The organism is Zhongshania aliphaticivorans (genome assembly GCF_001586255.1).
GTDB lineage: Bacteria > Pseudomonadota > Gammaproteobacteria > Pseudomonadales > Spongiibacteraceae > Spongiibacter > Spongiibacter aliphaticivorans.
Map to the genome: position 1 here is coordinate 4,172,376 of NZ_CP014544.1, position 20,781 is coordinate 4,193,156.

Consider the following 20,781-nt stretch of genomic DNA (forward strand, 5'->3'; position numbering starts at 1 on the left):
GGATAACTTCGACCTTTTTGTTAGCCTGTGAATAATGACGCTTATTCAGGCCCTTTATCCACACTCTCGGATAGGCTTGTCCCAAGGCTTTTGCTCAGCCAGAAGCGTATTTTTTCTTTTAAATTTGTCAGTGATACCGGTTTACTAAGGAAATCGTTCATTCCTACACGAAAACAGTAGTCGCTATCGTCTTTAAAATTATTCGCGGTGAGGGCAATTATCGGGGTATGACGGTATTGTGCATGGCGTCTAATCGCTTGGGTTGCTTCAAATCCGTCCATTACCGGCATTTGGAGATCCATTAGGATGATGTCAAAGCGCTGCTTCTCGATCGCGATAAGGGCTTCAGCGCCATTATCCGTCGTGACAGTCGTCATGCCCCAGCGTCGCAGGATCTTGCTGACCAGGAGTTGATTAATGGGATTGTCTTCTACTATTAGCACCGTTTTACCGGCCAATAGCGTCTCTTCCTGCAGCGTGTGGTGCTCTAAATCACTGCTTATTTGGTAGGGACATGACCAACGGATAGTAAAAGCAGAGCCTTTATTTTCAGTGCTTGTTAGGCTTATGTCGGCGTTCATTAAGTCGCAGAGTCGGCGGACTATAGCCAGTCCGAGGCCTGAGCCACCGTATTTCCGACGGTGGCTACCGTCGGCCTGGCGGAAACTATCAAAGATGATTTGCTGATCCTTTTCACTAATTCCGATACCTGTGTCAGTGACCTTCAATTCTAAAATTGCCTGTTTGCCCGTCAGTTGGAGCGCGTTTAGGGCAATAGTTACACTCCCTTGCGGAGTAAATTTAACAGCATTTGCCACCAGATTGAGTAGGATCTGGCGAATACGAACGTCATCACCTAGTACGTTAATATCTTTCAATTGAGGGTCTATATGGGCAGTAAATTCTAGACCTTTCTTTTTGGCCTCATAACTAAGCGGGGTGAGAAGATTGTCGAAAATAGCATTAATATCGAAGTACTTTTCTTGCAGCTGTAGTTCGCCTTTTTCAATTTCAGAAAAATCGAGAATATTATTGACGATGTTTAATAGCAGCTCGCTCGATTCCCTAGCAATAAGCAAGTAATGGTTTTGCTCAGCGTTTAATTGGGTATTAGAGAGTAATTGCATCATTCCGAGAGCGCCATTTAGCGGCGTTCGCAATTCATGGGTCATCGTGGCTAAGAACTGGCTTTTTGCTAAATTGGCCTTATCGGCCTCCTCTTTTGCTTGAAGTAGATTTTGTAGATTATCTTTCAATTCTTGTTGTTGCTTTTCTATGCTCCTAGCCATGTTATTGACATGACTCTGTAATTCTCCAAGCTCGCCGGGCTTTATATTTCTGATCTGCTTATAGAAATTTCCTGCAGTAATATTTTTTGTGAGGCTAATTATTTCTGCTAGCGGCTGGGAAAATCGTCGACTAATAAACCACGCAAAACAAATGCATACTAAAATCGAGATAAATGCGATAAAGCTCGATACCTTAATGATTTGCCGTTGTAGTTTTAATAGTTTATCTCGGGACTGCTTAATACTTACTGTGCCAATAGTCTTTTCTTCTACTTCACTTATATTCTCTCCCGTTATTGAGTCTGCTAATGGAATGCTATGCTGAATAATGGGAACAGTTATTTCATTGTGGTCGATACTATTACTTTGGTTGTTGTTAAGAATGAGATGATGTCCTGACTCGGCATTGAATATTGTAATGGATGTTATGTCGCTGTCTAAGGCTGAGGCCATAATATCCAATAGTTGTGCGTCGCTCCCGCTGATAATTGCGAGCTCACTCACGGATGCAATATTTTCTGCAATACGTGTTGCTAATTCATTTTGACTTTGAACGGCGTCATTTAGTCGCGCAAAAAGAGAATAGCCAAATAGCGCTAGAAAAAGAATGAGCGCTGGACTTAGCACGGCAATGAGAATTTGCCTAAATATAGTATTCTTTTTGAAATAATGACTGACATTCATTTTTTTCAGTCGTCCTTCATTATTTTTAGAAGCTGATCTTCGCTTGAAATACTAATGCCCAAGGATTCCGCAACGTGTGTATTTATTTTAATAATGAAATTTTTTGGATACCTCGATTCCGGTAATTTTTTAGTTTCAATATAGTCCTCTATCATAATTATTAACTCGTCAATATATTGATCGGAGCTGCTTGCCACTGATGCTAATGCGCCCGCAGTTACAAAACCTTCATTAGGCCCAATCACTGCTGTTTGATGTCGATAACTACTTAATAAAATTGAGCGAATAGTTTGTGAGTTATAAATTTTCTTCTCTGGAGTGGCAAGCAGTACGTCGCTATTTTGAATTACTTTACTTACAGTTCTAATATCGTTTATTTCAGTCTTGACGATTAAAAATTCTAAATCGTTAAAATTATCAGCTTCTTTTGTTAATACGCTTTTGTAAAAATCGTTGTAGTAAGGTATTCCTACTATTATTTTTTTGTCAAATATATGAGATAAAAGTAGTAATTGGCGTTGAATTGGCTGATCTGAGAATAGTGCTGCGCTAGCCTTTAAGTTTTTACTTTTAAAATTTAGCGAGTTTACATATAAGGCAAATTTAGCTGGGTAGCTGTCAGTGTTCATTAGAGGTAGTAGTTTGTCGGAAACTATTATTAGTAAATCTCCGCGATTTTCTTCCTTTGGTAAAGCGTTGATGTAAGTTGTTACATTAAATGCATTGTTTTTTGATAATTTTTTAGAAATGTATTCAAGTTCTGAAGTTTCTGTAGGCAATATTAGATCTACCACAGGCTTGTTAATTTGACTAAACACCTGTGGTATAAAGATTAAAAAAAGTAAAATTCCATGTAGTAACTTTTTCAAGAGCTATCCTTTACCCTTGGTTTATTAGTAACGAAGTGTTACAGATACTGATTGGCGTAATTTATTACTGTAAATATTGTCCCTTAATAACTCGCTGTCGTCGTCGTGACGATATTGTCCCGCATAGCCTAATTCTATTTCAGTTTTGCGAAGTTTGATTATTTTTTTAATCATAATATCTGTTCTAGAAAATTTATTAGCTGCTGTTCCTATTTCCTTTGCGTAATATTTTGATATTGATATTTGTAGGTCTGGCTTGTATTTGTAGCTAAGTAGCAAGCTTGCGGAATTTCGTGGAGTGAAACTCGTTTCTGTTAGAGTATTTGATTCATCGGTGATATAGGCGTAATTAGCATGAATAAGCCACTGGTGGCTAGGTCGATAATCGATCTCTGTTTCTATTCCTTGTTGCTTTAAGTAGCCGTCATTAATGGGGTCAAATCGCGCTAGCGAGATGGAATTGGACATTAACTGCTCTAGTTGGTCGCTAAAAATTTTCACGTCCCATTGTAAATGCAAAACCGGGAAATTGCCGTAATAGCCAATTTCTCGGGACTGTATTAACTCAGGTTTAAGATCTGGGTTGCCTTGAGCAGTTTGAAGTAGAATCGCAGTGGTGGGTCCGCCATTGTGAGGTCTTACATTGCGTCCTGTGTAGGTCCAGTTGGCTGATGTTTCTAATAGATCAGGGGTTCTTATAGCTTCTGAATAAATATAGCGGAGGCTATTTTTTTTATTTATGTGGTAGTGGAAAGAAATACGTGGCGAGAAGTTTTTTCCTATGTCTTCTTGGTATTCATAGGAACCGCCGCTATTTACTGTAAATTTATCAGACAATTTCTTTTCTAAGTTATAAAAAAATTGATAATTATTACTTTTAAGCGTCCTTCCGTAATATGTTTCTGAGCTTACTCGCGATTGTTTTAAGTGAACTCCGGCAACGCTCCTTAGGCTTTCGCTCCATATATAGGTATCTTGGAAGTCAATGTCGTGGCGATTTACTTGCTGATCTTCGTTGGCATCGACAAGAATAAAATCGGCTGGATTTTGATTTAAGTTAGTATAATAGGGTGGGATTTTTGCCGTCCAACGGTGAATTTGTTGTTGGCCAGAAAAATCATACTGGACTTTAATGTGATGGAATACCGAGAGCTCATTTTCAATTTTTGTAGAAAAATAATAATCATCAACTTTGCTATCAGGCGAGGTTACATCGATATCTGAATAGTCGTCGGTAACACGTCCTTCCTTATACCCTAAACTTAGACTTAAGCTCCCGCTATTTAATTGACGCTCGTAGCGCGTATTAATGAGTTGCAGTGTTTTGCTATCTAATCGCTCTTGACCATTATTCCTTATATCAAAGCCGTCGTCATGGCGACTGGCTACGCTAACGCGATAGTGACCGCCAAGATATTCACCTGCGTGGCTGAGCCGGTAGTTTTCGGTATGTTCTGAACCTCGCTCGACGCTGGCTTCTAAATGGTCAATATCAGCGGGATGGCGTGTAATAATATTAATTACACCGAGAAAAGCATTGGCGCCGTAACTCGCGGTAGCCGGACCGCGTACGACTTCAATACGCTCAATGTCTTCTATTGTTATAGGGATATCATTCCAATCAACGGTCGCCAAGCCTGCTTGGTAAACTGAGCGACCGTCGATTAATACTTGCATGCGTCTGGAGTCGCGGTAATTGCTGCCGTGATAACTAACGACATAATTCCAACCGTCGCGAGCACCAACAGAGGTGCCGGGGATGAGTCGAAATAATTCCGGTATTTCCCGTAGGCCAGATGCGTCTATCATGTCGCGGTCAATAACACTCACGCTCGCAGGTACTTCGCTGCGATTTTGCTTAAGTCGAGCTGGCGTTAACACGATGGGCAATTCTTCATTTGTTAGAAAGCTTGCGTGTAGCGGCATCGCTAGGCTTAGAATAACAAAGCTTGGTAGAACAAACTGATATTTACGTGCGCTGTACATCCGCTACCCTTGTTTTTTTTAGGAGGTATTCAGTGTAGCGTTAATATGGGGATTTTGACTATTGCTTGTGGGTGATCGGGGGCTTATTTACCGATACAAAAGCTGGAAAAAATTCGACCTAGTAGATCGTCGGAGCTGAATTCGCCAGTGATCTCTGCCAAGGCCTGTTGGGCTATTCTTAGTTCTTCAGCCAATAATTCCCCAGCATTGTAATTGAGCAGTTGTTGCTCACCAGCGTGGATGTGCTCACGACCGAGGTTTAGCGCTTCAATGTGACGTCGTCGTGCGATAAAAGGCGTATCGCCGTCGTTATAGCCAACGCAGGATTTTAGGTGCTCACGAAGGAGATCGATACCTTTTGCGTGTTTTGCTGATAGGTATATCCGCGAAATTTCACTATTATCAATGGCTACTTGATGGCCAGACAGGTCGCATTTATTGTAGATGATGCTGAGTTTTTGTTGGTCGATAAAAGGCTGTAATTCGCTGGGTATGGCGTCGCTTTCTGCTTCGGCGGTTTGACTGTCTATAACGAGTAGAATACGGTCGGCATTGGCTATTTCGGTCCAAGCGCGCTTTATCCCCTCTTGTTCGACCAAATCTTCGCTGTCGCGTAAACCTGCGGTATCAATGATGTGTAAGGGCATGCCATCTATGAGGATATTTTCTCTTAAAACATCTCGGGTGGTGCCCGCAATATTGGTGACGATAGCGGATTCTCTGCCAGCAAGCGCATTTAATAGGCTGGATTTACCGGCATTGGGTCTGCCTGCGATGACAACCGTCATACCTTCGCGGAGGATGCTGCCTTGTTTCGCTGAGGCGAAAACTCGTTCGAGATTTTGTTTTATGGCGCTTAGTTCGCTGGCAACACGACCGTCGCTTATGAAATCGATTTCCTCTTCGGGGAAGTCGATTGCGGCTTCAACATAGATACGAAGCTGGGTAATGGCTTCTACCAGCTGGTTTATCTCTTTGCTGAATTCACCTTCTAAGGAGCGTACTGCCTGACGGGCGGCTTGTTCTGACGCGCTATCAATTAAGTCGGCAATTGCTTCTGCCTGAGCGAGATCAATCTTGTTATTGAGGAAAGCACGCTCTGAAAACTCACCCGGTCTCGCTATTCTGGCGCCGGCTTTTATAACTTCACGCAGTAGACAGTCAAGAATAATTGGGCCGCCGTGACCTTGCAGCTCAAGAACGTCTTCGCCAGTAAAGGAGTTGGGGCCAGGGAAATAGAGCGCGATGCCTTGATCTAGGCTGCGCGGGCCGTCATCGCTGGCTTCATAAAAGCTGCCGTAGTGGGCGTAGCGCGGTTTTAGGTCTGCTTTGCCAAGTAGGCGGTGGCCAATTTCTTGGGCTTGAGGGCCAGATACCCTAACAATGCCTACGCCGCCTTTTCCGGGAGGCGTGGCGATTGCGGCAATCGTATCTTGATAGCTGGTTTGCATAGCGGCTATCAGCGGGTGGTTAGCCCACTCTTCTCAATACGTTTGGTAATAAAATACTGCTGAATAATCGATAAGGTGTTGTTAACCACCCAGTACAAGACTAAGCCTGCGGGGAAGAAGAGGAAGAAAAAGGTAAACACCACCGGCATCCACTGCATAATTTTAGCTTGCATTGGGTCTGGCGGCGGCGGATTGAGACGTTGCTGGATGAACATGGAGACGCCCATCACTAAGGGCAAAATGAAATAGGGGTCCATTGCCGACAAGTCATCAATCCACAAAATGAACGGTGCGTGGCGTAGCTCAATGCTTTCCATTAATACCCAGTATAGGGCCATAAATACCGGCATTTGCACGACCATTGGCAAGCAGCCGCCAAGTGGGTTTATTTTCTCAGTTTTATAAAGCTCCATCATGGCCTGTGATTGCTTTTGGCGATCGTCGGCGTAGCGCTCCTTAAGTTCTACTAACTTAGGCTGAACTTTGCGCATATTGGCCATAGAGGTAAATGCTTTGGCGTTAAGCTGGAAGAAGGCCGCTTTTACTAACATTGTTAAGCCAATAATGGCGAACCCCCAGTTGCCAAGCACGCCGTGGATTTTGGTGAGCAACCAGAATAAAGGCTGCGCAATCCACCACAGAAAGCCGTAGTCAACGGTTAACTCTAGGCCAGGTGAGATTTCCTGTAAGCGATACTGGTCTTTTGGGCCGGTATAAAAAGAAGCAGCAACGCTACCTTGGCTGCGGGGTTCAACTGTTACGGCGGGGCTGGTAACGCGGGCAATATTTATGCCCTGCTTAGTAACAATGGTGCTGAGTTCGTTAACGCTTTCAGGGTTGGGTACCCATGCACTTAGGAAATAGTGTTGGATAATGCCGATCCAACCGCCATTGACCGCGGTTTTTAGAGGCTTGTCTTTCATTTTGGCGAAGGCCAATTTGGTGTATTTGTCTTCATTATCGGCATAAGCAACGCCCATAAAGGGTTTCATCGCAAACATACCGCCTTCGCCGTCAACGCTCGGGTCGGTGCTATTGCCGCGCTTTAACTGACCGAAGAAGCTTGCTTGAAATGTTGAATCGCTTTGGTTGTCGATCAGGTATTCAATTTTAATCAGGTATTCGCCACGCTTGAAGTGGAAGCGCTTGACGATGTTGATTTGATCGCTGTACTGGTAGTGAAGGTCGACATTAATAGATTCGCCACCGTCGGCAAGCTCATAGCTGTCGGCGTTGGCTATAAACTGTGGGCGGCCCTTAGATGTATCCGTCGCATTTTGACCGATTAAGCCGCTTTGGGCGATGTAATCGCGGCTCTCGTTACTTTCTAGAATAACAAAAGGGTCGTCTGACTCTAGGTTAGCCGTGTATGCAGGTAAACCAGCGTAGACAATATCGCCACCATGTAGATCGATTTTAATATTTAGAACGTCAGTGCTGACAGTAATGACGCCGCTGCTGTTGTTAGTGGTTGGCGCTAAGCTACTGCTCTCAGTATTTTGATTGAGAATCGGTAGATCGCTATCGCCACTGCTCGTTACCGGTGATGCGGCCTTATTAGCGGCGGTGGAGCTGGCAATAACGGTTTCTGGCCCCTCAAAATTTTTCCACTCAATCAATAACATAAAAGAGAGGGCAGCGATGGCGGCGATAAGGAGATAGCGCTGAATATCAATCATTGCTTGAATGCCTTGAAAGTTTGAGTTCGGTTGGATGACAGTGACAGGATGGTACAGGATCGTAGCCACCGCGGCTAAAGGGGTGGCAGCGGAGCAGACGTTTAATACCTAAATAGCCGCCACGGAGTGCGCCGTGGTGCTTTATTGCGTCGATGGCGTAACTGGAGCAGCTAGGATAAAAACGACAGTGCGGAGCCATCAGCGGACTGATAAACAGGCGGTAGAACGAAATGCAGGCGATAAGCAACCGCTGCATAGTATTTAACCCTCTCGCTGACGGAAGCGCTTTTCAGCTCGTTTTTCTAATTGCAGCCAAAGCTGATTACAGATTTCTTGCATTTGGGCGTTATCAAGTTGGTCAAGACCACGTCGAGCGAGCACGATAACATCGATACCCTTCAAATTAGCTTGATTATGCCTGAAGGTTTCTCTGACGTTGCGTTTTACTCTATTGCGCTGAACGGACAGGCGCACATTTTTCTTCGCAATCACTAAACCCAGTCGCGGGCGATCTAAATTATTTTTCCGCGCTAAAAACAATATTTCAGCAGAGGAAACTTTCAGGCGCGACTCATCAAACACCGCTTGGTATTCGCTGGCGTTTAGCAGGCGCAGTGCTTTTTCAAATTGAAAACTCACTGCGTTGCCAGTGATATTACAGGTCTAAAATTTAAGCTGACAGTACCGCACGGCCTTTAGCACGACGACGGTTGATCAGCTTGCGGCCGTTCTTGGTAGCCATACGTGCACGAAAACCGTGGTTGCGGGCTTTTTTCAGATTGCTTGGTTGAAATGTTCTTTTGCTCATGATCTCTGACCTTGACTAAATTAGCCGACATAGCAGTCGGCGCTGTTCGAGTTTGTAAGCCCAATACAGCGAAAAATCGGATCGCGAATTTTAGTGGACATTACGCTTAATAGCAATGCTTTGTCGTGGTTGGCGCGATGCTTTTGGATATTTATTGTTTTGATAGTTGGGCACAGCTTGTCAAAAGCTTATCCACAGTGGTTTTGCATAGTTATCCACAGAGTGAGTGAGGGGATAGTTTTTCGCTGGAGTTGTCATGCTTATTGTTTATCGCATTGAAAAAGAAGGAGTTTTTCAGAGGGTGTGAAATAATATTTATGATATTTTGTGGATAACTTTGTTTATGGGGAGTAGAATAGCAGCTCATAAAATTCGCTTTATTTACTGTTGTTGCTAAGCCTGCGCAATGCAGCTGCACATGGATATTTGGTGCTAATAAAAAGGTAAAAGCGGTTTTTGTCTTTTTCTACACTATTTTGGAGAACAGCGTTGTCGGAAGCTACTTGGCAGAAATGTATTGCACATTTGCAAGACGAATTGCCAGCGCAGCAATTTAATACCTGGATTAGGCCATTACAGGTTGAACTTGCTGGCGATCTGATTTCGCTGTCTGCGCCTAACCGCTTTGTAAGAGATTGGGTGAACGATCGTTTTTTTGCGCGGATTATTGAGTTAGTCGCAGAATTGTCCCCCTCGGATCGTAAAATGGCTGTTGAGCTGGGGGTTATAGATCGGCAGTCGCCCCAGGTACGCAATACGGCCGTTAGGCAAAATGCGCCGGTATCTGCGCAGCCGTTTACGCAGGGTGCCCATGTTGTCGGCGGCTATTCTCCGGATTCGCGGCAGAGCCCCCCGGGTGTTTCTGCACACCAGCAACATCAGCAGCCAGACTCAAGTATTGCGAGACCTCAGGCACCGGGGATTATTACCTCGTCGCAAAATATTGGTGGCCAGCGGCAAGTTGAGGTTGAAGGCGGAATACGGCACCAGAGCTCCTTAATGGAGGGCTACACCTTTGATACGTTTGTTGAGGGTAAGTCGAATCAGTTAGCGCGAGCGGCAGCGAGTCAGGTTGCTAGCAACCCTGGTCGGGGCTATAACCCATTGTTTTTGTATGGTGGTGTAGGTTTAGGAAAGACCCATTTGATGCATGCGGTTGGGAATTCGTTGATGCAGCAAAACCCGAATGCCAAGGTCGTTTATCTGCATTCAGAGCGCTTTGTGGCCGATATGGTAAAGGCCTTGCAATTAAACGCAATAAACGAATTTAAACGCTATTATCGTTCGGTAGACGCCTTACTGATAGACGATATTCAGTTCTTTTCCGGCAAAGACCGCTCGCAAGAAGAGTTTTTTCACACATTTAACGCCTTGCTAGAAGGTGGTCAGCAAATGATTTTGACTTGCGACCGTTATCCCAAAGAGATTAAAGGCCTAGAGGAGCGTCTTAAATCGCGTTTTGGTTGGGGACTTACAGTGGCGGTAGAGCCGCCCGAATTAGAAACCCGTGTTGCGATACTAATGAAGAAGGCGGAGCAGGATAAGACTGACCTGCCATCAGACGCCGCGTTTTTTATCGCCCAGCGGGTACGCTCTAATGTGAGAGAGCTTGAAGGCGTGCTTAAGCGGGTTATTGCTAGCTCGCGATTTATGGCTAAGCCTATTGATATTCCTTTAATCAAAGAATCGTTGAAAGATTTATTGGCGCTGCAAGATAAGCAAGTGAGCTTGGACAATATTCAGCGCACCGTGGCTGAGTATTACAAAATTAAAATGGCGGACTTAATGTCCAAGCGTAGGAGTCGGTCGGTAGCGAGGCCTAGGCAGGTAGCTATGGCGCTGTCTAAAGAGTTAACAAATCACAGTCTTCCAGAAATTGGTGAGGGCTTTGGCGGTCGGGATCACACGACAGTCTTACATGCATGCAGAAAGATCAAAGAACTTCGGGAAACCGACGGCGATATGAGAGAAGATTATCAAAATTTGATCCGCCTGCTTACAAGCTGATGTCTTAAAGCGGCTTTATATAATAAAGTAATACAATGGTCGGGTGTTTTTGGTGGAAAGTCGTTTTAAGGCCACCAACCTTGAGATTTATGATAAGGAACAGGAACCGAAAGCATGAAATTTTCGATTTCGCGGGAAGCGTTGATTAAGCCCTTAAATTTAGTGGCAGGTGTAGTCGAGCGTCGTCAAACACTACCTATTTTGGCGAACGTTCAGCTGGTTTTAGCGGGCCAGGAGTTGGCGCTTACGGGGACAGATCTCGAGGTTGAGCTTATTGGTCGGGTTCAGTTGCCCGAAGGGGCGATACAAAGTCTTGGTGAAATTACTATCCCAGCGAAAAAACTGGTGGATATTTGTAAAGCCCTTCCCGACGGCTCTGATATTAATCTGCAACTGGATGATCAGAAGCTAATTATAAAGTCTGGACGTAGTCGCTTTCAGCTCTCTACTCTCCCTGCAAATGATTTTCCCAGTGTAGATCAGGCTAAGGGCGGTCAGGTATTTACCTTAAAGCAAGGGGAGTTAAAGCGTTTAATTGAGCGCACTAGCTTCGCAATGGCACAACAGGACGTCCGTTATTATTTAAACGGCATGTTATTCGAACTCACCAATGGTCAGTTGCGCTTAGTTGCTACCGATGGCCACCGCTTGGCGATGGCGACCTATGTCGGCGATATTAACGTAGAGCAAGGCGCTCAAGTTATTGTTCCGCGCAAGGGTGTAGTGGAGTTAGCACGGTTATTGATCAATGAAGAGGAAGAGGCAGAAGTTATTATTGGTAGTAATCATATTCGGGTTATTACTAAAGATTTTACCTTTACCTCTAAGCTTATTGACGGCAAGTTTCCAGATTATGAGCGAGTTTTGCCTCGCGGTAGTACTAAAGTGGTCCTGGGGTCACGGGCTGATCTGCGTCAGGCGTTTGCAAGAACCGCGATACTTTCAAATGAGAAGTACCGCGGTATACGGATGTTACTAAGCAATGGTGAGCTTCGGATCGTTGCCAATAACCCGGAGCAAGAGGAAGCTGAGGAAACGGTTGCAGTTGATTATCAGGGCGAAAACCTTGAAATCGGCTTTAATGTTAGCTATTTGCTGGATGTCCTGTCGGCAATTCATGGGGAAACGGCGCGATTCTCGCTGTCTGACGCTAATAGTTCGGCGTTGGTTGAAGAATCCGATGGCAGCGATTGCCAGTACGTTGTGATGCCAATGCGGCTTTAAGTGAGGCCTGTCGTTCTCTCCTTGCACTGTGATATTTGCTCTGCCACATACAATAAAATGGGGTGCTGTATGCGCCCCACCCTTCCCTTCTGTATGAAAGCCTCGTCTTTGGTGTTGATTTAAGTGCGTATACGTAAACTCAACATTCATAGTTTTAGAAACTTAAAATCGACCAGTTTGATTGATTTTCAGGATTTCAATTTTATACACGGTCTTAACGGAAGTGGTAAGACGAGTATATTGGAGGCTATACATACCTTGGCCCTCACTCGCTCCTTCCGTTCTCGAAAAATGCAAACCGTCATTTCATTTGATCAAGACGCCTTAACTGTTCGCGGCGAATTTGACGCAGTTGGGCGCAAGCGTAATTGCGCGCAGCAGCCGCCAGAAGATATTTCCTCGATTGGCGTTCGGCGATCTCGTCAAGATTTGGTGCTTGTTAAGGTTAATGGCGAGAAGCTTGGGTCGGTAGGTCAATTGGCTGGGGTTCTTCCTGTTCAAGTTATTAACCCGGCGAGCTTCGAACTGCTCGAAGGGAGCCCCGGTGTTCGGCGACAATTCTTAGACTGGGGAGTGTTCCACGTGAAACATTCAGGTTTTTTTGAGTTGTGGCCGCGGTACAGGAAGGCGCTACAACAGCGTAATTCTCTGCTCAGACGTGGTAATATAGACGCTGCAGCACTCGCGCCTTGGGATGCTGAATTGTCGACGACAGCGGCGCTTATCACGGCTGCGCGGCTGCGCCATTTTGACGAGTTAGCGATCGCCTTTGACAGTGTATATCGCCAGCTTTTACGTAACAGTGTGGTGTTTTCCGGTTTGGATGGTTTAGTGCCTGATTCAATGCCCGCGCTGAGCTTAGAGTTCTTTGGTGGGTGGAAGGATTTTGATGAGCGTGGCTATGCCGAGGTATTAAAGGACGACGTGGCGCAAGACCTCCGCGCGGGCTTTACTCGTAGTGGGCCCCATCGCGCAGATATCGATTTGAAGTGCGGCAAACTTAGGGCTGGAGAGGTGTTGTCTCGAGGTCAAATTAAGACCATCGTTTGCGCTCTGAAGTTGGCGCAATCAAAAGTGCTGTTGGATCAAGGCATTCCGACAGTTTTTTTGATTGACGACTTAGCGGCAGAACTCGATGAGGGGCGGTGTAGAGCTGTCTTTTCCGAATTGGTAGATTTAGATGTTCAGGTTTTTGCGACGGCTGTTAAGGAGTCAGACTTACATAATGATTGGTGTCGCGACAAGCCCTTGAAAAGGTTTCACGTGGAACATGGCATCGTTACGCCGTTAATGTAATTGCGATTATAAGTTCGTTAATCGAGGGTGTGTCAGGCTAAATACCGGTAGTGTTTGGTTTGGTGATAGAAATTGGCAGTCTGTGCTGCAGTACAACAATAAGTTCTCGCCTGCTCGTCAGGCGTAAGAGGTTTTATAAATGACTGAGAATAAAGCTTACGATTCTTCAAGTATCAAAGTACTTAAAGGCTTGGATGCAGTAAGGAAACGCCCCGGTATGTATATCGGGGACACAGACGACGGGTCAGGCTTGCACCACATGGTGTTTGAGGTCGTGGATAACTCGATTGATGAAGCCTTAGCGGGCCATTGCAGTAAAATTCGCGTGGTAATTCATGCCGATGAATCTATATCGGTATCGGATGACGGCCGTGGCATACCTACTGAGATGCATGATGAAGGCGTTACTGCCGCTGAAGTCATCATGACGGTGCTTCACGCTGGTGGTAAATTCGACGACAACACCTATAAAGTCTCTGGTGGTTTGCATGGCGTGGGTGTCTCTGTTGTAAATGCGCTATCTGAAGAGTTGATGCTGACGATTCGTCGCGGCGGAAAAGTACATGAACAGCTTTATAAGCACGGTGTACCCCAAGAGCCGCTGAAAATCATTGGTGATACCGAAAGAACCGGTACTGAGATTCGTTTTAAACCATCAGCCGCTACCTTTACGAATATTGAATTCCATTTTGATATTTTGGCTAAGCGAATTCGAGAGCTCGCCTTCCTTAACTCCGGCATTAAAATCGAGTTACTCGATGAGCGTGACGGTAAGACAGAAAGTTTTTGCTATGAAGGCGGCTTAAGCGCCTTTGTGGAATATCTGAATACGAATAAAACACCGGTTAATAAAGTCTTCCACTTCACGACAGAGCAAGACGGCGTCGTGGTAGAAGTGGCGTTACAGTGGAATGATGGCTTCCAGGAAAACCTCTACTGCTTTACCAATAACATTCCCCAGCGTGATGGTGGCACCCATTTGGCGGGTTTCCGAGCGGGTTTAACCAGAAACTTGAACACCTATATTGAACGCGAAGGCTTGGCTAAAAAGGCTAAAGTTGCAACTACAGGTGATGATGCACGTGAAGGCCTTACCGCTGTTGTGTCAGTTAAAGTTCCTGACCCAAAGTTTTCGTCGCAAACCAAAGACAAACTCGTATCTAGCGAAGTAAAAACCATTGTTGAGCAGGCGATGACGGCTAAATTTGGCGATTTCCTTATGGAAAGCCCAAACGAAGCCAAACTGATTGTCCAGAAGATGATGGACGCCGCACGGGCCCGCGAAGCTGCGCGTAAGGCACGAGAAATGACGCGTCGTAAGGGCGCTCTGGATATCGCAGGCTTACCGGGTAAATTGGCAGATTGCCAAGAAAAAGACCCCGCCCTCTCCGAACTCTATCTGGTCGAGGGTGATTCGGCAGGTGGCTCAGCAAAGCAGGGTCGCGATCGCCGCACCCAGGCGATATTGCCGCTTAAAGGTAAGATATTAAACGTCGAAAAAGCGCGTTTCGATAAAATGATCTCTTCTGTCGAAGTCGGTACTATCGTAACCGCATTAGGTTGCGGTATCGGCAAAGACGAGTTTAATCTCGAGAAGCTACGCTACCACAGTATTATTATTATGACGGACGCTGACGTCGATGGGTCTCACATCCGTACCCTGTTGCTTACCTTCTTTTTTAGGCAAATGCCGTCTTTAATAGAAAATGGCCATATCTTTATTGCCCAGCCACCGCTGTTTAAAATTGGTCGGGGAAAGCAGCACCAATATTTAAAAGATGAACCAGCCTTCGCAAATTATTTAACACAGAATGCACTTGAGGGTGCGGCTCTTTATGTGAACCCGGAAGCGGCCCCGATTGGCGGCGCTGGTTTAGAAGAGCTTATAACCCAGTATCGTAAAATCGATGGCATTATTAAGCGTCTATCACGCTTGTATCCGGCTGGAATATTGCGTGAACTTACCTACCTTCCCCGTTTGGCTGTAGAAGATTTGGCTGATCGCGCAGTGGTCGCAAAATGGTGTGAGGGCTTGGCGGAAGTGACGGTTGAGCTAGAGCAGAAAGACCAGCAGCACCGTTATGATGTTCGAATCATGGAGGACCCAGAGCTGCATATCTTCTTGCCAGGTGTGGATATTATTTCTCACGGAGTAAGTGATCACTATCTCTTTGGGCGTGATTTCTTTAAGTCTGCCGACTATCAAGCGATCCTTGGCTTGGGGGAAAGTATTAACGGCCTACTCGAAGACGGTGCCTATATTCAGCGTGGTGAAAAGCGTCTTGAAGTCACTGAGTTTGATGAGGTGATAACGTGGCTTATGGCACAGGCTGAGCGCGGACTGAATGTTCAACGCTATAAAGGCTTGGGTGAGATGAACCCAGAGCAATTGTGGGAAACTACCATGGACCCAGATGCGCGGCGTATGTTGCGGGTGACTATTGAAGATGCTGTTGCAGCAGATCAGATATTTACCACGCTTATGGGTGACCATGTTGAGCCACGTCGTGAATTTATCGAAACTAATGCCTTAAAGGTGGCGAACCTCGATATCTAAAACCGTTTTAAAGCTCAACCTGCGTATAGGTTGGGCTTTAACGCTGGCCCCTCCTCTTACTCGTCTTACTTCCTTTTACTGCTATAGAATTCCATGCTGTTTTTTAGACGGGTGACGCTTAAGGCTGTCGTTGTTGCGGCATTTTTGCGCATTGGTCCTCAATCCAGTTTTCTACTTCTAGGGTGAGTTCGCGGCTTTCCCGACCGGTACTGGGAATTGCGTCGCCAATCACTAGGCTTACTGTTCCCGGCCGAATTAACAGGCTTTTAGTAGGCCAAACCAGGCCACCGTTATGCGCGATCGGCAAAACCGGTACTCCAGCTGCAATAGCAATGCTGGCACCACTGCGGGCGTAGTGGCCACGAACGCCGGGCAAGGTGCGGGTGCCTTCAGGAAAAATTAGCAGGCTATAATTGTTTCTTAGGCGACTTAAACCCTTGGCGTTGAGTTCCCGCATAGCGGAGCGCGGATTGCTGCGATCTATACCGATGGCATTCATAAAGCGCAGTGCCCAACCAAAAAAGGGGATGCTTAAGAGTTCGAGCTTCACCACGGTAGCGACTGGGAATAGGCTCCACTGCAGGTAAAACGTTTCCCACTGGCTTTGGTGTTTGGCCATTGCGACAAAGGGTCGATCTGTTGGCAATTTGCCGTGCACTTCGGTTTTTACACCGCAGCAGACTTTCAGCAAAAAGATAATGGCGGCATTTCCCAAAACAAAATAGCGACCGCGTATGTGGAAGGGCAAAAACCACGTAAAAAGTATGCCGCTCAGGCTTATAAAAATAGTGACTAAGCCTAAGCCAAAAAAGAATAGCGCTGAACGTATTGCGCAGAGTGCATTTGCTAAAAGCGTCATCAAAAATTCTGTCCTTAAGCTGCAAAATACCCAGGTCGACAAACCCCACCAGAGTAGATGGTGGGGTTAACAGTTTACTTACTGGCGACTAACTGGGATATATCCGCTACCTCTAGAAATAAGCCCTGTAGCTGCGTAAGCAACGCTAAGCGATTATTTTTTAAGGCGGGGTCCTCCGCGTTCACCATTACTTTGTCAAAAAAGTCATCGACGGCGGTTTGCAAGCCAGCGAGGGACTTCAGGCCCTCTTCAAAGCGTGCGGCAGCGAATAGCGGTGCCACAATGGCATGCTGCTCATTAAGTTGCTGAGCGAGAATTTGCTCGGCCGCCTCCACCAATAAACTGGTGTCGATCTGCCCAGGTAACTGCCCTTCCGCCTTGGCCAATATATTGGACACGCGTTTGTTGGCGGCGGCAAGGGCAGCGGCCTCGGGTAGTTTGGTGAAGGCCTGCACCGCATTAACACGCTGATCAATATCCAGAGGCTTGCTCAGTTGCTTTGCGCTGACCGCCATAAACACTTCGGCGGTGATACCATTGTCTTCATAGCCCGCTTTTAAGCGCTCGAGAATATAACTGAGCACAGTAGCGCTGAGCTTATCGCCCGCGTTAATCGTTTGGTGCTGCGCAATGGCGAGATCGATTAATTGTTTCAAATCGAGATCGAGTTGGTTTTCAGTAATCAGCCTTAAGACACCGAGAGACGCGCGTCGCAGTGCAAAGGGATCTTTGGAGCCCGTGGGAATTTGACCAATACCAAAAATACCGCAGATGGTATCGAGCCGGTCGGCGAGGGCTACAATAGTACCGGTGAGCGTTGTTGGTAAGGTGTCGCCAGCAAAGCGAGGCATATACTGCTCGTTCATTGCTAGGGCAACGTCGTCGGCTTCACCGTCGTTCCGTGCGTAGTAGTAGCCGGCGATGCCCTGCAGGTCGTCGAATTCAAGTACCATCTCGGTGACAAGATCACTCTTGCACAGCGTGGCTGCCCGCACCGCGTTACTGGGATCTGTGTTAAGGAGTTTGGCTATTGCTGCGCTTAATGCGGCGACACGTTCAGTTTTATCAAAGATCGTACCGAGCTTTGCTTGAAAAACAATATTGCGCAGACGCTCGCGACGGCTTTCAAGACTGATTTTACAATCTGTTTCAAAGAAGAATGCGGCGTCGCTTAGACGGGGACGTATAACACGTTCGTTGCCGTCAATAACCTTCTGCGGGTCGCGGCTTTCAATATTCGCCACAGTTATAAAATTCGGCATAAGATCGCCGTTAGAATTTACAACGTGAAAATATTTCTGGTGCTCTTTCATCGATGAGATAAGTGCTTCAGGTGGCACTTTCAAAAAGCGATCTTCAAAGCTTCCGGCTAGGGCCACTGGCCATTCAACCAAAGAGGTGACTTCATCTAAGAGTTTTGGGTCGATGACGGCGCTACCGCCTAAGCTCTCACCTAAAGCAATGACTTGTTGGCGGATGTCTTGTTGACGAACATCGTAATCCGCTATGACTTTACCCTGCTCGCGCAAAAGCGTTTCGTAGTCGGCGGCATTGTTGATACTTAAGGTTTCGTTGCAATGAAAGCGATGGCCACGGCTGAATCTGTCGGCGTGCAAGTCAAAAATAGTTTCCGAGATAGCCTCGTCACCGTAAACAATACACAGCCAGTGGATTGGCCTAACAAACTCGGCACGTGAAGCACCCCAGCGCATGCGCTTTGCAATAGGCAGGCCCGCCAGCGCGGTGTTGATGAGTTCGCCAATAATATCTTTACTCATGGCGCCGCTAACGCGACTGCGATAGCAAAGCTTATCCTGTTTACCATCGTTGGCAATGTGACTCTGTAGCTCATCACTGTTTAGCTGGTTCTTCTTGGCGAAGGCCATTGCGGCATTGGTTGGCTTGCCGGCTGAGTCAAAGGCGACTTTCGCCGGTGGGCCCCAAATCTCAATTTCTCGGTCTGGCGCGCGCTCTGCCAAGTCGCTAATTAGCACGGCCAAGCGACGTGGTGTGGCGAAACTTTTTAAATGTGTAAAGCTTAATTCTTTACCGGCGAGCTGCGCGGAAATGCTTTCGCTGAACGCAGCGGACAAGGTCTTTAAGGCTTTCGGCGGCAGCTCTTCGGTACCAATTTCGATTAATAGATCGCGTGCGCTCATTATTTCTTCTCCTCGGCTGCAGCTAGAACTTCGTCGCGAAGATGCGCCGGGGCAAGCGGAAAACCGAGTTTTTGACGGGCATCAAAATAAGCTTGGGCAACGGCGCGGGCTAAGCTTCGCACTCTTAGGATGAAACGCTGGCGCTCGGTAACAGAAATTGCATGGCGGGCATCTAAGAGGTTAAAGGCATGGGAAGCTTTCATCACCATTTCATATGCCGGTAAGGGCAGCCCTTTTTCTATCAGGCGCTGACTTTCGGCTTCACAGTGGTCAAATTGCGCAAACAACTGTTCTACATCGGCCTCTTCAAAATTAAAGTGCGACATCTCTACTTCGTTCTGGTGGAAAACATCACCGTAGGTCACGTCCCCAGCAGGCCCTTTGGTCCACACCAAGTCGTAAATACTGTCCACGCCCTGCAGGTACATAGCAATGCGCTCTAGGCCATAGGTGATCTCGCCGCTGACCGGATAGCACTCTAGACCGCCAACTTGTTGGAAATAGGTGAACTGGGTGACTTCCATGCCGTTTAGCCACACTTCCCAACCCAAGCCCCAGGCACCGAGGGTTGGCGATTCCCAGTTGTCTTCAACAAAGCGGATATCGTGCACTTGGGGGTCTATGCCGAGCATTTTCAGAGAGTCTAAATACAAATCCTGAATATTGGCTGGCGAGGGCTTCATAATCACCTGAAACTGATAATAGTGCTGCAGGCGATTGGGGTTGGTGCCGTAGCGGCCGTCTGTGGGACGACGACAGGGCTGAACATAGGCGGCATTCCATGTTTCTGGACCAATAGCGCGTAAAAAGGTGGCGGGATGAAAGGTGCCCGCACCAACTTCCATGTCCAGCGGCTGTAATAACACGCAGCCATGCTCGGCCCAGTATTGTTGCAATGCCAAGATTAGCCCTTGAAAGGTGCTGACGTCTGCCTTGCTCACGGTCTTCCCCATTAAATAAACAAAGACAGGAATTATACAGAGTTGCGAGGCTGTGGGCTAAGGCTAAGGATGATTCTAGCCGACGGCCATACCGACTTGTTATGATCGGTCCTTAGATTTAATAGGAATGATGGCAATGGCAAAATTTATAGGCGCATTTTTGGGCTTTTTAATGGGCGGCCCACTGTTTGCGCTCTTGGGCTTTGGTGTCGGGGTGATGTTTGATCGCGGCCTGAAACAAGCCATGGGCTTTAATTATGGCGCCGAACGTGAACGCATACAGGGCGTGTTGTTTGAAACCGTCTTCAGGGTGATGGGCCATGTGGCAAAGGCCGATGGTCGGGTGTGTGAATCTGAAGTGGCTCAGGCTGAGGCGATTATCGCCCAGTTTGGTTTGACTGGAGCACGGCGTCAGGAAGCAATTACTTTATTTAAAGAAGGCAGCGCCGACGAGTTTGAATTAGAACCACAAATATCCGACTTTATGTTGGTGGCGAGAACTCAGCCCTTGCTGCGGCAAATGTTGTTGGAAGCCTTGTTGACAATGGCTTTGGCCGACGGGGAAGTTGACTCAGCGGAAAAAGCTATTTTATTGCGGGTTGCAGGCTATATCGGCGTGTCAGCTCGAGACTTTCAGCGCTTACTGGATATGGCGATGGCCCAGCGCCAGTTCCACGGTCGTGGCGCTGGTGGCCAGCAATCAGCGCGCAGCAGTGCCAGTGAATTACAGGCGGCTTACAAGGCGATTGGCGTAACAGAGGCAATGACTGACGCCGAAATAAAGCGCGCCTACCGAAAATTGATGAGCCAGCACCACCCTGATAAATTGATTGCCAAAGGTGTGCCGGAAGATATGATGAAAATTGCGACTGAAAAAGCCCAAGAGATCCAGGCGGCTTATGAGCTGATTAAAGACAGCCGCAAGCGCTAGTGACAAGACGATGCGCAGCTAGCGTAGCTGCGCATCACACA

16 protein-coding genes are annotated in these 20,781 nt (G+C 46.8%); 5 read left to right on the forward strand and 11 right to left on the reverse strand.

Annotated elements, in window-relative coordinates; translation table 11 throughout:
• Window positions 1–41 precede the first annotated feature (41 nt).
• The 8 genes from AZF00_RS18680 to rpmH all read right to left on the reverse strand — a co-directional run bounded on the left by AZF00_RS18680 (window position 42) and on the right by rpmH (window position 8,766).
• A complete protein-coding gene (locus tag AZF00_RS18680; RefSeq protein WP_062384771.1) occupies window positions 42–1,973 on the reverse strand; it encodes a response regulator in 1,932 nt (643 codons plus the stop codon).
• A 5-nt stretch (window positions 1,974–1,978) separates the two neighbouring features.
• Window positions 1,979–2,842, reverse strand: a complete 864-nt coding sequence (locus tag AZF00_RS18685) for a hypothetical protein (protein WP_062384774.1) — start codon at window positions 2,840–2,842, stop codon at window positions 1,979–1,981.
• 24 nt (window positions 2,843–2,866) lie between these two features.
• Window positions 2,867–4,768, reverse strand: coding sequence for a TonB-dependent receptor plug domain-containing protein (locus AZF00_RS18690; RefSeq protein WP_197465696.1), 1,902 nt, complete (start codon window positions 4,766–4,768; stop codon window positions 2,867–2,869).
• Between the two features lie 143 nt (window positions 4,769–4,911).
• Window positions 4,912–6,279: a tRNA uridine-5-carboxymethylaminomethyl(34) synthesis GTPase MnmE gene (mnmE, locus tag AZF00_RS18695; RefSeq protein ID WP_008253095.1), complete on the reverse strand. Its 1,368-nt coding sequence runs from the start codon at window positions 6,277–6,279 to the stop codon at window positions 4,912–4,914.
• Between the two features lie 8 nt (window positions 6,280–6,287).
• The gene (gene yidC / locus AZF00_RS18700; RefSeq protein WP_082793701.1) at window positions 6,288–7,958 is read right to left on the reverse strand and encodes a membrane protein insertase YidC; all 1,671 of its coding nucleotides are present in this window, start codon (window positions 7,956–7,958) and stop codon (window positions 6,288–6,290) included.
• Window positions 7,951–8,214, reverse strand: a complete 264-nt coding sequence (gene yidD, locus AZF00_RS19235; protein WP_082793702.1) for a membrane protein insertion efficiency factor YidD — start codon at window positions 8,212–8,214, stop codon at window positions 7,951–7,953. Before yidD ends, yidC begins: the two co-directional genes overlap by 8 nt.
• A gap of 5 nt (window positions 8,215–8,219) precedes the next feature.
• Window positions 8,220–8,597 (reverse strand): ribonuclease P protein component, encoded by a 378-nt coding sequence (gene rnpA, locus AZF00_RS18705; protein ID WP_008253101.1) that lies wholly within the window; start codon window positions 8,595–8,597, stop codon window positions 8,220–8,222.
• A gap of 31 nt (window positions 8,598–8,628) precedes the next feature.
• Window positions 8,629–8,766 carry a 50S ribosomal protein L34 gene (gene rpmH, locus AZF00_RS19240; protein WP_008253103.1) on the reverse strand — a complete coding sequence of 46 codons (138 nt, stop codon included), beginning with the start codon at window positions 8,764–8,766 and terminating at the stop codon, window positions 8,629–8,631.
• A gap of 489 nt (window positions 8,767–9,255) precedes the next feature.
• Between rpmH and dnaA the strand changes: the two genes are divergently transcribed.
• The 4 genes from dnaA to gyrB all read left to right on the forward strand — a co-directional run bounded on the left by dnaA (window position 9,256) and on the right by gyrB (window position 15,850).
• On the forward strand, window positions 9,256–10,773 hold the full coding sequence (gene dnaA, locus AZF00_RS18710) for a chromosomal replication initiator protein DnaA (protein ID WP_062384779.1): 1,518 nt from the start codon (window positions 9,256–9,258) through the stop codon (window positions 10,771–10,773).
• 114 nt (window positions 10,774–10,887) lie between these two features.
• Window positions 10,888–11,997: a DNA polymerase III subunit beta gene (dnaN, locus tag AZF00_RS18715; protein ID WP_008253107.1), complete on the forward strand. Its 1,110-nt coding sequence runs from the start codon at window positions 10,888–10,890 to the stop codon at window positions 11,995–11,997.
• 123 nt (window positions 11,998–12,120) lie between these two features.
• The gene (gene recF, locus AZF00_RS18720; RefSeq protein ID WP_040804074.1) at window positions 12,121–13,293 is read left to right on the forward strand and encodes a DNA replication/repair protein RecF; all 1,173 of its coding nucleotides are present in this window, start codon (window positions 12,121–12,123) and stop codon (window positions 13,291–13,293) included.
• Between the two features lie 139 nt (window positions 13,294–13,432).
• Complete coding sequence (gene gyrB / locus AZF00_RS18725; protein WP_008253111.1) at window positions 13,433–15,850, forward strand: DNA topoisomerase (ATP-hydrolyzing) subunit B; 2,418 nt, start codon at window positions 13,433–13,435, stop codon at window positions 15,848–15,850.
• Between the two features lie 118 nt (window positions 15,851–15,968).
• Here the strand turns inward: gyrB and AZF00_RS18730 are convergent, their stop codons facing one another.
• The 3 genes from AZF00_RS18730 to glyQ form a co-directional block, all read right to left on the reverse strand.
• Window positions 15,969–16,709, reverse strand: coding sequence for a lysophospholipid acyltransferase family protein (locus AZF00_RS18730; RefSeq protein ID WP_008253113.1), 741 nt, complete (start codon window positions 16,707–16,709; stop codon window positions 15,969–15,971).
• A 74-nt stretch (window positions 16,710–16,783) separates the two neighbouring features.
• A complete protein-coding gene (gene glyS, locus AZF00_RS18735; protein ID WP_008253115.1) occupies window positions 16,784–18,868 on the reverse strand; it encodes a glycine--tRNA ligase subunit beta in 2,085 nt (694 codons plus the stop codon).
• Window positions 18,868–19,809 (reverse strand): glycine--tRNA ligase subunit alpha, encoded by a 942-nt coding sequence (gene glyQ, locus AZF00_RS18740; protein ID WP_008253117.1) that lies wholly within the window; start codon window positions 19,807–19,809, stop codon window positions 18,868–18,870. The genes glyS and glyQ overlap by 1 nt, the downstream gene beginning before the upstream one ends.
• Window positions 19,810–19,945: 136 nt before the next feature.
• Here glyQ and djlA point away from each other — a divergent pair, with 136 nt between their 5' ends.
• The gene (gene djlA / locus AZF00_RS18745; RefSeq protein ID WP_008253119.1) at window positions 19,946–20,740 is read left to right on the forward strand and encodes a co-chaperone DjlA; all 795 of its coding nucleotides are present in this window, start codon (window positions 19,946–19,948) and stop codon (window positions 20,738–20,740) included.
• The last annotated feature ends 41 nt before the right edge of the window (window positions 20,741–20,781 follow it).

What these genes read in the sequence shown, in the direction of transcription:
- AZF00_RS18680 (WP_062384771.1), bottom strand. Translation starts at nt 1,973, where the DNA reads ATGAATGTCAGTCATTATTTCAAAAAGAATACTATATTTAGGCAAATT.
- AZF00_RS18690 (WP_197465696.1), bottom strand. Translation starts at nt 4,768, where the DNA reads ATGCCGCTACACGCAAGCTTTCTAACAAATGAAGAATTGCCCATCGTG.
- mnmE (WP_008253095.1), bottom strand. Translation starts at nt 6,279, where the DNA reads ATGCAAACCAGCTATCAAGATACGATTGCCGCAATCGCCACGCCTCCC.
- yidC (WP_082793701.1), bottom strand. Translation starts at nt 7,958, where the DNA reads ATGATTGATATTCAGCGCTATCTCCTTATCGCCGCCATCGCTGCCCTC.
- yidD (WP_082793702.1), bottom strand. Translation starts at nt 8,214, where the DNA reads ATGCAGCGGTTGCTTATCGCCTGCATTTCGTTCTACCGCCTGTTTATC.
- rpmH (WP_008253103.1), bottom strand. Translation starts at nt 8,766, where the DNA reads ATGAGCAAAAGAACATTTCAACCAAGCAATCTGAAAAAAGCCCGCAAC.
- dnaN (WP_008253107.1), top strand. Translation starts at nt 10,888, where the DNA reads ATGAAATTTTCGATTTCGCGGGAAGCGTTGATTAAGCCCTTAAATTTA.
- gyrB (WP_008253111.1), top strand. Translation starts at nt 13,433, where the DNA reads ATGACTGAGAATAAAGCTTACGATTCTTCAAGTATCAAAGTACTTAAA.
- AZF00_RS18730 (WP_008253113.1), bottom strand. Translation starts at nt 16,709, where the DNA reads ATGACGCTTTTAGCAAATGCACTCTGCGCAATACGTTCAGCGCTATTC.
- glyS (WP_008253115.1), bottom strand. Translation starts at nt 18,868, where the DNA reads ATGAGCGCACGCGATCTATTAATCGAAATTGGTACCGAAGAGCTGCCG.
- djlA (WP_008253119.1), top strand. Translation starts at nt 19,946, where the DNA reads ATGGCAAAATTTATAGGCGCATTTTTGGGCTTTTTAATGGGCGGCCCA.